Source organism: Streptosporangium carneum (assembly GCF_027922005.1).
Classification (GTDB): domain Bacteria; phylum Actinomycetota; class Actinomycetes; order Streptosporangiales; family Streptosporangiaceae; genus Streptosporangium; species Streptosporangium carneum.
On record NZ_BSEV01000009.1, the window covers coordinates 219633 to 232856 of the forward strand.

The 13224-nt window shown below is 68.9% G+C and carries 11 protein-coding genes; 9 read left to right on the top strand and 2 right to left on the bottom strand.

The window, feature by feature from the left end; all coding sequences use genetic code 11:
• Positions 1 to 25: 25 nt before the first annotated feature.
• Positions 26 to 577, bottom strand: coding sequence for a DUF4352 domain-containing protein (locus PKF00_RS21280; RefSeq protein WP_271219335.1), 552 nt, complete (start codon positions 575 to 577; stop codon positions 26 to 28).
• A gap of 532 nt (positions 578 to 1109) precedes the next feature.
• Here PKF00_RS21280 and PKF00_RS21285 point away from each other — a divergent pair.
• From PKF00_RS21285 to PKF00_RS21295, 3 genes are read left to right on the top strand one after another with little or no spacing between them, the layout of a single operon-like run.
• The gene (locus PKF00_RS21285; protein ID WP_271219336.1) at positions 1110 to 1970 is read left to right on the top strand and encodes an ABC transporter substrate-binding protein; all 861 of its coding nucleotides are present in this window, start codon (positions 1110 to 1112) and stop codon (positions 1968 to 1970) included.
• 3 nt (positions 1971 to 1973) lie between these two features.
• A complete protein-coding gene (locus tag PKF00_RS21290; RefSeq protein ID WP_271219337.1) occupies positions 1974 to 2825 on the top strand; it encodes an amino acid ABC transporter permease in 852 nt (283 codons plus the stop codon).
• On the top strand, positions 2825 to 3616 hold the full coding sequence (locus PKF00_RS21295) for an amino acid ABC transporter ATP-binding protein (protein WP_271219338.1): 792 nt from the start codon (positions 2825 to 2827) through the stop codon (positions 3614 to 3616). The genes PKF00_RS21290 and PKF00_RS21295 overlap by 1 nt, the downstream gene beginning before the upstream one ends.
• 494 nt (positions 3617 to 4110) lie before the next feature.
• On the opposite strand, the gene PKF00_RS21300 is transcribed toward PKF00_RS21295, so the two are convergent.
• Positions 4111 to 4533 (bottom strand): PaaI family thioesterase, encoded by a 423-nt coding sequence (locus PKF00_RS21300; protein WP_271219339.1) that lies wholly within the window; start codon positions 4531 to 4533, stop codon positions 4111 to 4113.
• Positions 4534 to 4600: 67 nt separating this feature from the next.
• Between PKF00_RS21300 and polA the strand changes: the two genes are divergently transcribed.
• From polA to PKF00_RS21330, 6 genes are all read left to right on the top strand, one after another.
• Complete coding sequence (gene polA, locus PKF00_RS21305) at positions 4601 to 7309, top strand: DNA polymerase I (protein ID WP_271219340.1); 2709 nt, start codon at positions 4601 to 4603, stop codon at positions 7307 to 7309.
• Between the two features lie 191 nt (positions 7310 to 7500).
• Positions 7501 to 8598, top strand: a complete 1098-nt coding sequence (locus PKF00_RS21310) for a polysaccharide deacetylase family protein (RefSeq protein WP_271219341.1) — start codon at positions 7501 to 7503, stop codon at positions 8596 to 8598.
• A 216-nt stretch (positions 8599 to 8814) separates the two neighbouring features.
• On the top strand, positions 8815 to 10302 hold the full coding sequence (rpsA, locus tag PKF00_RS21315) for a 30S ribosomal protein S1 (RefSeq protein ID WP_271219342.1): 1488 nt from the start codon (positions 8815 to 8817) through the stop codon (positions 10300 to 10302).
• 92 nt (positions 10303 to 10394) lie between these two features.
• Positions 10395 to 10850: a GNAT family N-acetyltransferase gene (locus tag PKF00_RS21320; RefSeq protein WP_271219343.1), complete on the top strand. Its 456-nt coding sequence runs from the start codon at positions 10395 to 10397 to the stop codon at positions 10848 to 10850.
• A 195-nt stretch (positions 10851 to 11045) separates the two neighbouring features.
• Positions 11046 to 11645 (top strand): dephospho-CoA kinase, encoded by a 600-nt coding sequence (gene coaE / locus PKF00_RS21325; RefSeq protein ID WP_271219344.1) that lies wholly within the window; start codon positions 11046 to 11048, stop codon positions 11643 to 11645.
• Between the two features lie 546 nt (positions 11646 to 12191).
• Positions 12192 to 13121, top strand: a complete 930-nt coding sequence (locus tag PKF00_RS21330; RefSeq protein ID WP_271219345.1) for a PIG-L family deacetylase — start codon at positions 12192 to 12194, stop codon at positions 13119 to 13121.
• Positions 13122 to 13224: the final 103 nt, after the last annotated feature.

Genomic DNA, 13224 nt, shown 5'->3' on the forward strand with positions numbered 1-13224 from the left:
GACGTCAGCCTGTGAGGGCGGGCCGTCAGGGCAGGGGGACCGTGATGCCGTCGGTGGTGCCGCCGACGCCGAGGGGCGGGTCGCCGTACAACCGGATCGCGGTGACCTTCGCCGCCTTGGGCACGTCGAACCACAGGTCCATCTCGATCCTGACCTCGGCCCCGACCGGAAGAGTGTCCGGTTGGCGCTTGATGGCCTGGGTGAAGTTGTCGACGCCGTACGACCCGCCGTCCGAGGTGAGGAGCCTCTGCCGCCTGGCCTCGAAGCGGGAGTTGGTGCGGCCGGGGTTGTCGACGACGATCCGCACGACCACGTACTGTCCCTTGGCCTGCCACTCGGCGTGGCTGCCGAAGAAGCCGGCCAGGCCGGTCTGCAGGCCGATCACCTGGAAACGGGTGTCGCCGTCCGTCACCGGCGCGGCGGTGACCGGGCGCTCGCCCGGCCGCACCGGGCGGGGTGTCAGCGGGTAGGTCGGGGTGGGAGAGGGGGTGGGTGCCGCGGGGGCGTTCTCCGAGCAGCCGGTGAGGAGCACGAGCGAGACGGCGGCACCGGTGAACAGCTTTGGGAGGTTGCGCACATCGGGCAAGTTAGCTGAAACGGACCCGGCCCTCAATGCCTCTAGTGCTCCGGCCCCCGGGTTTTTCCGGCGTCCCCCGGCTTTCCCGGGGTGCGTGTGAGGTCGTTTTTCCCGAGGGTGCGGGGACGTTCCCCCGTCGAAGCCGCGAAAAGCCGGAACAAGGCGATTTCGTGATCAGGGGGGCGTTCGCGGGCCGTTTCCGCGGGTATGCTGCGGTCGCTTTCGAGGCGCGTCAGGTGTGCTCGGAGGGCATGTTCACCCATCTGAAGTGCGAATATAGAATATTTTCACAGTTTCTGGGCTTGACTTCGCCGGTCCGGGACCGCGCTGGTCGAATGAAGACCGAGAGGCTGACCGTCCGGTGAGCGGAGGCGTCAGGATCCGTGTTTGGGCACGATAGCGATCTTGGCGGCTCCGAAAGTGGTTGTTGTCCGAATTGTGTCGTAGCGGTGATCTATACGTCCTCGCAGGTGAGGCAGTATTACCCGGAGGTAACTGTCCACGATGCGACATTGACCGTAAGGAGGCCTCCGTGGGCCTGAGTTCTGTTTCCCGTCGTGCGTTGGCGGCGGGCGCGTTGGTGGTCGCCGGAACGCTCGGCCTCGCGGCCTGCGGCGGCGGCGACACCGGCGCGAGCACGAGTGACGGTGCCTCCTCCAGTGCCCCCGCAGCGGCGGGCGGCCCCAAGGTGATCCACCCCGGCAAGCTGACCACCTGCACGAACCTGCCCTACGAACCCTTCCAGTTCAAGCAGGGCGACAAGGTCGTCGGATTCGACGTGGACATCGTCGACCTGGCCGCGAAGAAGCTCGGCCTGACCCAGGACATCGTCGACATCGACTTCGCCGTCATCAAGAGCGGCGCGGCGATGGCCGCGGGCAAGTGCGACGTCGCCGCGGCGGGCATGACCATCACGCCCGAGCGCCAGGCCAACATCGACTTCTCCGTCCCCTACTTCGACGCGACCCAGGCGCTTCTGGGCAAGAAGGGGGTCGGCGTCAAGACGCTCGAGGAGATCAAGGCCAAGAACCTGCCCTTCGGCGCCCAGGCGTCGACCACGGGCCTGGAGTACGCCAAGAAGAACGGCCTCAACCCCAAGGAGTTCGCCGACTCTCCCAAGGAGCTCCTCGGCCTGCAGTCCGGTCAGGTGGATGTGATCATCCAGGACCTGCCCGTCGTGCTCACCTGGCTCAAGAAGCCGGAGATCGCCGACAAGTTCGAGCTGCTGGCCAGTCTGAACACCGGCGAGCAGTACGGCATCGGCCTGAAGAAGAACGCCGACCCGGTGCTGCTCAAGGCCATCAACGACGCGATCACGACGGCCAAGTCCGACGGCACCTACGAGCAGATCTACGTCAAGTGGTTCGGCAAGAAGCCCGGCGAGCTCGGCTGATCCATGACCGAGAAGTCAACGGCGACTGAGCCGTCGGGCCCCGCCGGGACTCCTCCCGGCAGGGCCCGGCTCAGTCCGCGAAAGAAGCAGCAGATCAGCAGGGCCGTCCAGTACGTCGTGCTGGTGGCGGTCGTCGTCTTCCTCGTGCTGCGCATCGACTGGGGCGGTCTCGCGCAGAACTTCGCCAAACCCGAGGTCGCGGCGGAGACGTGGCCGGAGGTGTTCACGGTCGCCCTGAAGAACACGATCATCTACTCCGTCGGCGGCTTCGTCTTCGCGTTCCTGTTCGGCCTGATCTTCGCGCTGATGAGACTGTCGTCGGTGCTGCCGTACCGGTGGATCGCGATCGCCTACATCGAGATCTTCCGTGGTCTGCCCGCGCTGCTCATCTTCCTGTTCATCCTGTTCCTGCCGTTGGCGCTGCGCGGTTTCGAGGTGCCGGGCGGCACCTACGGCCAGGGCATCCTGGGCCTGACCATCGTCGGGTCCGCCTACATGGCCGAGACGCTCCGCGCGGGGCTGCAGGCGGTTCCCAAGGGGCAGATGGAGGCGGCGCGCTCACTGGGCATGTCCCACTCGCGGGCCATGATCAGCATCGTCATCCCGCAGGCGGTCCGCATCGTCATCCCGCCGACGACCAACCAGTTCGTGTCCCTGCTCAAGGACTCGTCGCTGGTGCTCTTCCTCGGCGTCACGAGCGAGTACGTGGAGCTCACCAAGTTCGGCAACGACCTGGCCTCCACCTTCTCCAACGCCACGCCCATCCTGGTCGTCGGCGTGACCTATCTGCTCGTCACGATCCCGCTCGGCTACCTCGCGAGCCGGTTGGAGAAGCGTCAGGGGAGGGGGCGGTGATGGCGACTCCGGCGAAGGAGGCGAAAGCGGTGACCCCGGCGGCCCACGCGGTCGAGATCAGGAACCTGCACAAGCACTTCGGCAAGCTCGAGGTGCTCAAGGGGATCGACTTCGCGGTCGACCCGGGACAGGTGGTCTGCGTCATCGGCCCCTCGGGGTCGGGCAAGTCGACGCTGTTGCGCTGCGTGAACCTGCTGGAGCAGCCCACCTCGGGCAGGGTCGTCCTCGAGGGCGTCGAGCTGACCGACCCCGACGTCGACATCGACGCGGCCCGCCGCCGCGTCGGCATGGTCTTCCAGCAGTTCAACCTCTTCCCGCACATGACCGTGCTGCAGAACGTGGTGATCGCCCAGCGGCGGGTGCTCGGGCGGAGCGCGGCTGAGGCCAGGCGGATCGCCAGGGAGAACCTGGAGAAGGTCGGCGTCGCGGCCAAGGCGGACGCCTACCCCGCCCAGCTGTCCGGCGGACAGCAGCAGCGCGTGGCCATCGCCAGGGCGCTGGCCATGAACCCGGCGCTGATGCTCTTCGACGAGCCCACCTCGGCGCTCGACCCCGAGCTGGTCGGCGACGTGCTCACGGTCATGCGCAAACTGGCGGAGGAGGGCATGACCATGCTCGTGGTCACCCACGAGATGGCCTTCGCCAGGGACGTGGCCGACCGCGTGGTCTTCATGGACGGCGGGGTGATCGTGGAGGACGGCCCCGCCGCCCAGGTGATCGGCGCCCCGCGGCACGAGCGCACCAAGAGCTTCCTGCGCCGGGTGCTGGACCCCACGCACACCGACGTCTGAGCTCCTCCCGTCCTGCGGCGCTCCCGCCCGGCGGCCGCCCGTGCGAGCGGGCGGCCGCCTCGCCCTCGCCGGACGAGTCGCGCGCCCTTCCGGCGGTCCCGGGGGCCGCGCGTGGGCTCCTGCGAGGCTCCCAGCTCGTCTCAGCGGGGGCGGCGGGGCGTCGCCGTGCATTTGTCGGCCCGCCCGCCGTGCGGGCCGCAGGAGGCGACTGAGGGGGCCTGGGGGCCTTCTCGTGGAAGGCGTCTCCGCGCTGAGGTCCTCACACCCCGAACAGGGCGGACGCGGTGGACGCCGGGGATCACGAGCCCGGGGGAGACCTTTGGCGCCGCACAGAGCTTCCCCGACCCTGTGCGTTTTCTACTCGGTCCCCCCACGGGCATCGATGTCACCCACGGTAGCGACTCGTGTGGCAAGAGTGCAAAAAGGGGAGGTCCGATTATGATCGAAAACGTGCTGGATCGGGGCCCGCGGGCAGGCCGGAGGTCATCGGGAGGTCAGCGGTCGCGCAGCACGCAGGTCAGGCGCGAGGTGCACACCCTGCGGCCCTGGTCGTCGGTGATCTCGATCTCGTAGGTGGCGATCGTCCCGCCGCCGTGCGCCCTGGTCGCGACACCGGTGACGTGGCCGGAGGTGGCCGAGCGGTGGTGGGTGGCGTTGATCTCGATGCCGACCGCTCCGCGCCCCTCGCCGGCGTGGAGGGCCGCGCCGATCGAGCCGAGGGTCTCGGCCAGCACGCACGAGGCGCCGCCGTGCAGCAGGCCGTACGGCTGGGTGTTGCCCTCGACCGGCATCCGGCCCACGACCCGCTCGGGGGTCGCCTCGACGATCTCGATGCCCATCCGCTCGACGAGCGTGCCGCTGTGGGTGCCGCCGAGGCGCTCCTCGATGACGCGGGCGACTTCCTCTGGGTCTGTCATGGTCAAGGGATGTCTCCTGTCGCGCTGTACCAGCTTTTCTGTCGCACCAGGAGACTAGGCTTCCGTTGTGCCGAAGAACGAAGCGACCCCCTCGCGTCCGTGTCTGCTGTTGCTGGATGGACATTCCCTGGCATACCGGGCTTTCTATGCCCTGCCCGAGGAAAACTTCTCCACCACGACAGGCCAGACGACCAACGCGGTTTTCGGGTTCACCTCGATGCTGGTCAACGTGCTCAGAGACGAGCGGCCCACACACGTGGCCGTCTGCTTCGACCGTTCCGAGCCGACGTTCCGGCACGAGGAGTACCCCGAGTACAAGGCGAACCGCAGCGCGAGCCCCGACAGTTTCCGCAGCCAGATGAGCCTGATCCACGAGATGCTCGACGCCCTGCGCGTCCCGCACCTGTCGCTGGCGGGTTTCGAGGCCGACGACCTGATCGCCACGCTCGCCACCCGCGCCGCCGCCCAGGACATGAACGTGCTGATCGTCACCGGCGACCGCGACGCGCTGCAGCTGGTCGACGAGCGTGTCACGGTGCTGATGACCAGGGTCGGCATCAGCAACATGACCAGGTTCACCCCCGAGGCCGTGCTGGAGAAGTACGAGCTCACCCCGGCCCAGTACCCCGACTTCGCGGCCATCAGGGGCGACAGCAGCGACAACCTCAAGAACATCCCGGGCGTCGGGGAGAAGACGGCCGCCAAGTGGATCCGCGAGTTCGGCTCGCTGGAGGAGCTGGTCAACCGGGTCGACGAGGTCAAGGGCAAGGTCGGCGACAAACTGCGCGACCACCTCGACCAGGTGCTGATGAACCGCCGTCTCACCCAGCTCACCCGCGACGTCCCGCTGGAGCTGGAGGTCTCCGGGCTGACGATCGGCCAGGGCGACCGCCACGAGATCGACAAGATCCTCGACACGCTGGAGTTCAGGGGCGAGCTGCGCGACAGGCTGTTCAAGACGCTCTCCTCGGCCGAGCCGGAGACGGGGGAGGGCTTCGAGGTCGAGACCGTCGCGCTCGGCCCCGACGAGGTGGGCCCGTGGCTGCGGAGGCTGCCCGAGGGCAGGGCCGGGCTCGCCTTCAAGGGCGCGTACGGCAGCGGCACGGGGCGGATCGACAGCATCGCGATCGCCGCGCCCGACGGCGGCGCGGACGGCGGCCCCGGCGCCGCGTTCATCGACCCGACCACGCTGACCGAGGCCGACGAGGCGGCCCTGCGCGACTGGCTGTGCGACGCCTCGAGGGCCAAGGCCGTGCACGACGCGAAGGGGCCGATGCTGGCGCTGTGGGCGCAGGGGATGGACCTGCGCGGCCTGACCTGCGACACCGCCCTGGCCGCCTATCTGGCGATGCCCGGGCAGCGCGCCTTCCCGCTGGAGGACCTCGTCCGGGCCTACCTGCGGCGGGAGCTGCGCGGCGAGGCCGAGACCGACGGCCAGGCCAGCCTCTTCGACGACGAGGAGACCGACGCCGTCCGCGACCTCGGGCTGCGGGCCATGGCCGTGCGGGAGCTGGCCGACGCCCTCGAGGCCTTCCTGGAGCCGCGCGGCGGCACCCACCTGATGGGTGACGTCGAGCTGCCCCTGGTGACCGTCCTGGCCGAGCTGGAGCGGGCCGGGATCGCCGCCGACGGCGCGTATCTCAGCGGCCTCGAGGCCGAGTTCGGGGCCGCGGTCAAGCAGGCGGTCGACGCGGCGCACGCCTCCGTCGGCGAGCAGTTCAACCTGGGCTCGCCCAAGCAGCTGCAGGAGATCCTGTTCGTCAGGCTCGGGCTGCCCAGGACCAAGAAGATCAAGACCGGCTACAGCACGGACGCCGAGCAGCTGGCGTGGCTGGCCACGCAGACCGACCACGAGCTTCCGACCATCATGCTCAGGCACCGCGACCAGGCGAAGCTGCGCATCACGGTCGAGGGGTTGATCAAGGAGATCGCCGACGACGGGCGGATCCACACCACCTACAACCAGATCATGGCGGCCACGGGGCGGATCAGCTCGGAGAAGCCCAACCTGCAGAACATCCCGATCCGCACCGCGGAGGGCCGCAGGATCCGGCAGGGCTTCGTGGTCGGCCCCGGCTACGAGACCCTGCTGACCGCCGACTACAGCCAGATCGAGCTGCGGATCATGGCGCACCTGTCCGGAGACGAGTCGCTGATCGCGGCCTTCGAGTCCGGGCACGACTTCCACCAGGCCACCGCCGCGCGGGTCTTCGACATCGAGCCCCAGCAGGTCAACGGCGAGATGCGGGCCAAGATCAAGGCGATGAACTACGGCCTGGCCTACGGCCTGTCCGACTTCGGTCTCTCCGGTCAGCTCGGCATCCCGGTGCAGGAGGCCAGGGCGCTCAAGGACGAATACTTCGAGGAGTTCGGCGGCGTCCGCGACTTCCTCAACGCGATCGTCACGCAGGCCAGGCAGGACGGCTACACCGAGACCATCATGGGCCGTCGCCGCTATCTGCCCGACCTCAACAGCGACAACCGGCAGCGCAGGGAGATGGCCGAGCGGATGGCGCTGAACGCGCCGATCCAGGGTTCGGCGGCCGACATCATCAAGGTCGCCATGCTCAACGTGCAGAGCGCGCTCAAGGAGGTGGCGCTGGGCTCCCGGATGCTCCTGCAGGTCCACGACGAGCTCGTGTTCGAGGTGGCGCCCGGCGAGTTGGAGACGTTGCGAGAGCTGGTCGTCGACCGGATGAACGCCGCCTACTCCCTGCGCGTCCCGCTGGAGGTCTCCGTCGGCGTCGGCCGTACCTGGGAGGACGCGGGTCACTGAGCCCGTCGCCGGGAGGTGGTCGCCGGGTGGTCGTCACCGGGCGGCCACCCCGCGGTCACCGGGCGGTGACTGTGTGGGTCACTGATCGATTGCCCGGCCTGCCCGAGTCTGTTCTAGGGTGGTAATCCAGCCAGGATCTCGATGGGTACGGGAGTTTTGTGCGGAGTTCAGCGCCACTCACGCAGATCATCATGCTCTCCAACGTGGTGGTCGTGATCGCCGCAGTGACGGTGCTTCTCATGCTCCCCACCGCGGCGCCCCCGACATCGGCCTCACTGGCGAACACGGCGACGCCCACCCCGGCGGGAACGGCGACGCCGCCCTCCTCGCCGTCGCCCTCGCCGACGGTCAGCCTGCCCTCCGCGGAGCTGCCGCCGCCCGTCGTGGCCTCCGCGGAGTTCGCGCGGCAGGTCAAGGCCAACGAGGCGGGGATGATCCCGGTGCTGATGTACCACCGGATCATGAAGAAGCGACTGGCCTCCATCGACCGCACCCCCTCCCAGGTGCGCAAGGAGATGGAGCGCCTGGCCAGGGACGGCTACGTGCCGATCACCGCGCAGGAGTTCGCCACCGGCAGGATCGACATCCCGGCGGGCAAGCACCCGGTGGTGCTGACCTTCGACGACGGGAGTCCGAGCCACTTCGCGCTGGACGACAGGGGCATGCCCGTCAAGGACACCGCGGTCGGGATCATCTACCAGGTCGCGAAGAAGTACCCCGACTTCCGTCCCGTCGCCACCTTCTGGGTCAACCGCGAGCCGTTCGGGCTGCGCGACCAGCGTGACCAGGCGCGCGCCGTGCAGTGGCTGACCTCGCGCGGTTTCGAGGTGGCCAACCACAGCTGGAGCCACGCCTACCTGCCGGGCCTGTCGAAGAAGAAGATCGCGGAACAGCTCGTCCGGACCGAGCGGATGCTCAAGAAACTCGGCACGGGGCCGTCGGACACGCTCGCGCTGCCCTTCGGCGCGATGCCCCGTAAGAGATCGACCGTCCAGTCGGGGAAGTGGGACGGCACCCGGTTCGCCTTCAAGGGAGTCTTCCTGGCCGGCGCGCAGCCGTCGTCCTCGCCCTTCACCAAGGACTACGACTGGCGGGCCATCCAGCGGGTGCAGAGCAACGGCAAGAAGGGCGAGTGCCGCAAGTGGTGCTCGCAGTACTGGCTGGAGTGGCTGAACAAGCACCCGGACCGGCGATACACAGCGGACGGGGATCCCCAACACATCTCCGTTCCTGAGCGACTTCGGGGTACTATCAGCGCGCAGCGGAGACAGCAGATCAACGCCTACTGACGGCTTTCGCTCATGGTCATGCCGTCGGCGTGTCGTGCTACCGGATTGACCAGGCTCGTCTGTTCTCATATGCTGATCGCTGCGCTGTGGGCTCGCGTGTGTCTCGGACGGAGTGGGCTCGCGCTCGACCAGGTCGGTGTCAATCGGCTTGGCGATAAGGGGCCTGCTGCGTGTTCGCCACATCGACATCTGTCCGCGTTCGGAGCAATTCCACACATGACGAGCAGCACTGAGGCCACCTCGAGCACCCCGCAGGTAGCGGTCAACGACATCGGCTCCGAGGAAGAGTTCCTCGCAGCGATCGACCTGACCATCAAGTACTTCAACGACGGCGACATCGTCGAGGGCACCGTCGTCAAGGTCGATCGAGACGAAGTTTTGCTCGACATCGGCTACAAGACCGAGGGCGTCATCCCCTCGCGTGAGCTCTCGATCAAGCACGATGTCGACCCGGCGGACGTCGTCGAGGTTGGCGAGCACGTCGAGGCCCTGGTTCTCCAGAAGGAGGACAAGGAGGGTCGCCTCATCCTGTCCAAGAAGCGCGCCCAGTACGAGCGCGCCTGGGGCACGATCGAGAAGATCAAGGACGAGGACGGCATCGTCACCGGCACCGTCATCGAGGTCGTCAAGGGCGGCCTGATCCTCGACATCGGCCTGCGCGGCTTCCTGCCCGCGTCGCTGGTCGAGATGCGCCGTGTCCGCGATCTGCAGCCCTACGTGGGCCGTGAGCTCGAGGCCAAGATCATCGAGCTGGACAAGAACCGCAACAACGTGGTCCTGTCCCGCCGCGCCTGGCTCGAGCAGACCCAGTCCGAGGTTCGCCAGACGTTCCTCAACACCCTGCAGAAGGGTCAGGTCCGCAAGGGCGTCGTCTCCTCGATCGTCAACTTCGGTGCGTTCGTGGACCTCGGCGGCGTCGACGGACTGGTTCACGTCTCCGAGCTGTCCTGGAAGCACATCGACCACCCCTCCGAGGTCGTCGAGGTCGGCCAGGAGGTCACCGTCGAGGTTCTCGACGTCGACATGGAGCGCGAGCGGGTCTCGCTGTCGCTCAAGGCGACGCAGGAGGACCCCTGGCAGCAGTTCGCCCGCACCCACCAGATCGGTCAGGTCGTCCCGGGTCGCGTCACCAAGCTGGTGCCGTTCGGTGCGTTCGTCCGCGTCGAGGAGGGCATCGAGGGCCTGGTCCACATCTCCGAGCTGGCCGAGCGCCACGTCGAGATCCCCGAGCAGGTCGTCCAGGTCGGCGACGAGATCTTCGTGAAGATCATCGACATCGACCTCGACCGTCGCCGGATCTCGCTGTCGCTCAAGCAGGCGAACGAGGGCGCGATCGGCGCCGACGTCGAGTTCGACCCCACGCTGTACGGCATGGCGGCGACCTACGACGACTCGGGCAACTACATCTACCCCGAGGGCTTCGACTCCGAGACCGGCGAGTGGCTCGAGGGCTTCGACCGTCAGCGCGAGGAGTGGGAGCGGCAGTACGCCGAGGCCCAGACCCGCTTCGAGGCGCACAAGCGTCAGGTCGAGGAGGCCCGCAAGGCCGAGGCGGAGGCGGGCGAGGCTGCCCCCACCTCCTACTCCGGTGAGACCCCGGCGGCCGGCTCCAGCAGTGGCTCCTCCGCTCCGGCGGCGGGCGCCCTCGCCTCCGACGAGGCTCTCGCGGCTCTGCGCGAGAAGCTCGCCGGTGGTCAGAGCTGACGCTTCGGCGGTGAATGTGGCGATCTGAGGATCGGAAGAAGGGCCCCGCTCAGGCGGGGTCCTTTTTCTTTTCCGCGCGCTAGGGTTGCCGCGTGACCGTGATCGAGCGGGCGGAGCCCGAAGACGCAGGCGAGATCCTGACCGTGCAGCGGGCCGCCTATGTGAGCGAGGCCCAGCTCTACGGGGATCCGTTCATCCCGCCGCTGGTCGAGTCCGCCGAGCAGGTTCGCAGGGCGGTCGAGACGGGCGTCGTGCTCGTCGCCCGGGAGGGCGGGCGCGTCGTCGGCGCGGTCCGCGGGCGGATGTCCGGCACGACCTGCCTGGTCGGCCGTCTGGTGGTGGCGACCGACGTCCAGGGCGGGGGGATCGGGAGCTCCCTGCTGGCGGCCGTGCACGACGAGATGGTCTCCGCGACGGCGTTCGACCTGTTCACCGGACACCTGTCGGAGGGCAACCTGCGGCTGTACCGGCGTCACGGCTACCAGGAGACCCACAGGGAGCGGATGAGCGACCACCTGACCCTCGTCCACATGCGCAGGCAGCCGTAACCGGGATCGTTCCGCCGTGTGGAGGAGCACGCGGGACGTCGCGGGCCGTGCACCGTCGACCATCCGGCCCGTTTCCTGCCCGCCCCCGCCGTGGGCGTCCCTTGCCCGTGACGGAGCCGCGGAGGATCACGCGTCCCGTCCGGGGGCCGTGCCCCGAGACTCGAGGGCGCCGGTCCGGCGCGTATGCTGCGGCTCATGCTGAAGGTGGGGCTTACCGGCGGGATCGGTTCCGGCAAGAGCGAGGTGTCGCGGCGGCTGAGCGCCAGGGGCGCCGTGGTGATCGACGCTGACAAGATCGCCCGAGAGGTGGTCGAGCCGGGGACCGGGGGACTGGCGCGGATCGTGGCCCTGTTCGGGCCCGGGGTGCTGCGCGAGGACGGCTCGCTCGACCGGGAGGGGCTCGGCTCGATCGTCTTCGCCGACTCGGACAAGCTGGCCTCCCTCAACGCCGTCGTGCATCCGCTGGTCGGGGCGAGGGTCGCCGAGCTGCAGAGCCAGGCCGACAAGGACGCGATCGTCGTCTACGACGTGCCGTTGCTGGCGGAGAACAACCTCGCCCCCATGTACGACGTGGTGATCGTGGTGGACGCGGCCGACGAGACGCGCCTCGATCGGCTGGTCAGGCTGCGGGGCATGGCCGAGGGGGACGCCAGGGCCAGGCTCGCCGCACAGGCGAGCCGCGAGGACCGGCTGAGGATCGCCGACGTCGTGGTGCCGAACGAGGGGTCGCTGAAGGAGCTGGAGGCCCGGGTGGACGAGGTCTGGGCCGAGCTGGTGGCCCGCGCGGACGCCTGAGAGGTCACAAGCCCGTCGCGTCCGCGGACACGACGGGAGAGACGGGGCGACAGCCCGGGAGCGTCCGGGAGAAGTCCGGGGCCGGGACGCCGGGCCGCGCGCCGGAGAGGGCGGCCGAGCCGCCGGTCCACGCGCGCGCCGAGAAGGCCGTCGGCTCATGCGTACGTTGAGAAGGCCGGGGCGTTCGCGTGTGCGTGGAGAGGACCGTCGGTTCGTGCGCGCGCTGAAAGACCGCGTCGGTCCACGTGCGCCCCGAGGACCGTGTGCGCTGAGAAGAGGGTCCGTGTTCCGGCCGGGCCCGTGCTGTCTCGTCGGTGTGGATCTCGCGCCCGCATACATCTCGCACGCGTTCCGCCTGTCTTCGTCCCGTTCGTGGAGCGGGCGGGACGGTTCCGGGAGCGAGGCGGGACCACACCCCGGTCGTACTCCGGGCTCCGCCTCCCGGATGAGTCCGCACAGGTCTCTCGAATGACTGCACCCGGTTAAAGATCATTCGCTCGGTTCATGAACCGGACGATCCCGCCATCTACCGTCGAATTACTTTCGATGGCGACGGGGGTCGGCGTGCGGGGCGGGCGAGGCGTGAGCACGGTCATGGCGGTCGCGGTCGTCGTCGCCCTGGTGTTTCCCCTGGTGCTGCCGCTGGCCTGTGTCCCCGGGCCCGCGTTCCTGTCGGCAGGCGGGGCGCCGGACGGGCTGTACCTCCAGGTGGCCGCCCACCCGGACGACGACCTGCTTTTCATGAGCCCCGACCTGCTGGGTCTGGTCGCCCGTGGCGCGCGAACCGTCACGGTCTATCTCACGGCGGGGGAGTCGGTCGCGGGAGTGTCCGACGACCACCCTCCCCGGCGGTACGCCCTCGATCGGCAGAAGGGCGTCAGGGCGGCCTACGCCTGGGTCGCCGGAGCCCGCGACCGGTGGCGGCGCAGCTTCATGACGACGGGCCGGATATCGGTGGAGGTGGACACCCTGGAGGACCTGCCCGGTGTCCGGCTGGTCTTCGTCGGACTGCCCGACGGGGGCGACCCCCGGGCCGACGGCGGTCGCGGCGCGCTGACCAGGTTGTGGGCCGACCCCGAGGGCAGGACCTGTGTGCACGCCTTCCTGCGCCGTGCCGCCTGCCTGACCCACCGTGACGTGCTGGACATGATGCGCTCGCTGACGGACGTCTTCCGTCCCACGGTGCTGCGTGTCCTCGACCCCGACCCGCCGTCCGTCGGCGTCGAGCACCCCGACCACGTCGCCGCCGCCCGGTTCGCGCTCACGGCCGTGCCCGCCGACGTCGAGGTGATCGCCTACCGCGGGTACACGATCCAGCCTCTTCCGGTCAACCTCGACCCCGTCGCACGCGAGGTCAAGCGCAAGGCCTTCGCCATCTACCGGCAGCACGACTACAGGGCGGTCTCAGGCCACCGCTACGACGCCTGGGTCGAACGCATGTACCGCCGTTGGCCGGACGAGTCCATCGCTCCCTGATCCCTTTTCTCGCGATCATGAGCTACGACCGTGTCAGGGGAACTGCTCGCCTGCCACGAGCAGGACAGAGAGCACGACCGGCTCCGCGAGGACAGGGGCAGGC

Coding starts and splice junctions, on each gene's coding strand:
- PKF00_RS21300 (WP_271219339.1), bottom strand. CDS start 4,533: ATGACAGACCCAGAGGAAGTCGCCCGCGTCATCGAGGAGCGCCTCGGC.
- PKF00_RS21295 (WP_271219338.1), top strand. CDS start 2,825: ATGGCGACTCCGGCGAAGGAGGCGAAAGCGGTGACCCCGGCGGCCCAC.
- PKF00_RS21310 (WP_271219341.1), top strand. CDS start 7,501: ATGCTCTCCAACGTGGTGGTCGTGATCGCCGCAGTGACGGTGCTTCTC.
- coaE (WP_271219344.1), top strand. CDS start 11,046: ATGCTGAAGGTGGGGCTTACCGGCGGGATCGGTTCCGGCAAGAGCGAG.
- PKF00_RS21290 (WP_271219337.1), top strand. CDS start 1,974: ATGACCGAGAAGTCAACGGCGACTGAGCCGTCGGGCCCCGCCGGGACT.
- PKF00_RS21330 (WP_271219345.1), top strand. CDS start 12,192: ATGGCGACGGGGGTCGGCGTGCGGGGCGGGCGAGGCGTGAGCACGGTC.
- rpsA (WP_271219342.1), top strand. CDS start 8,815: ATGACGAGCAGCACTGAGGCCACCTCGAGCACCCCGCAGGTAGCGGTC.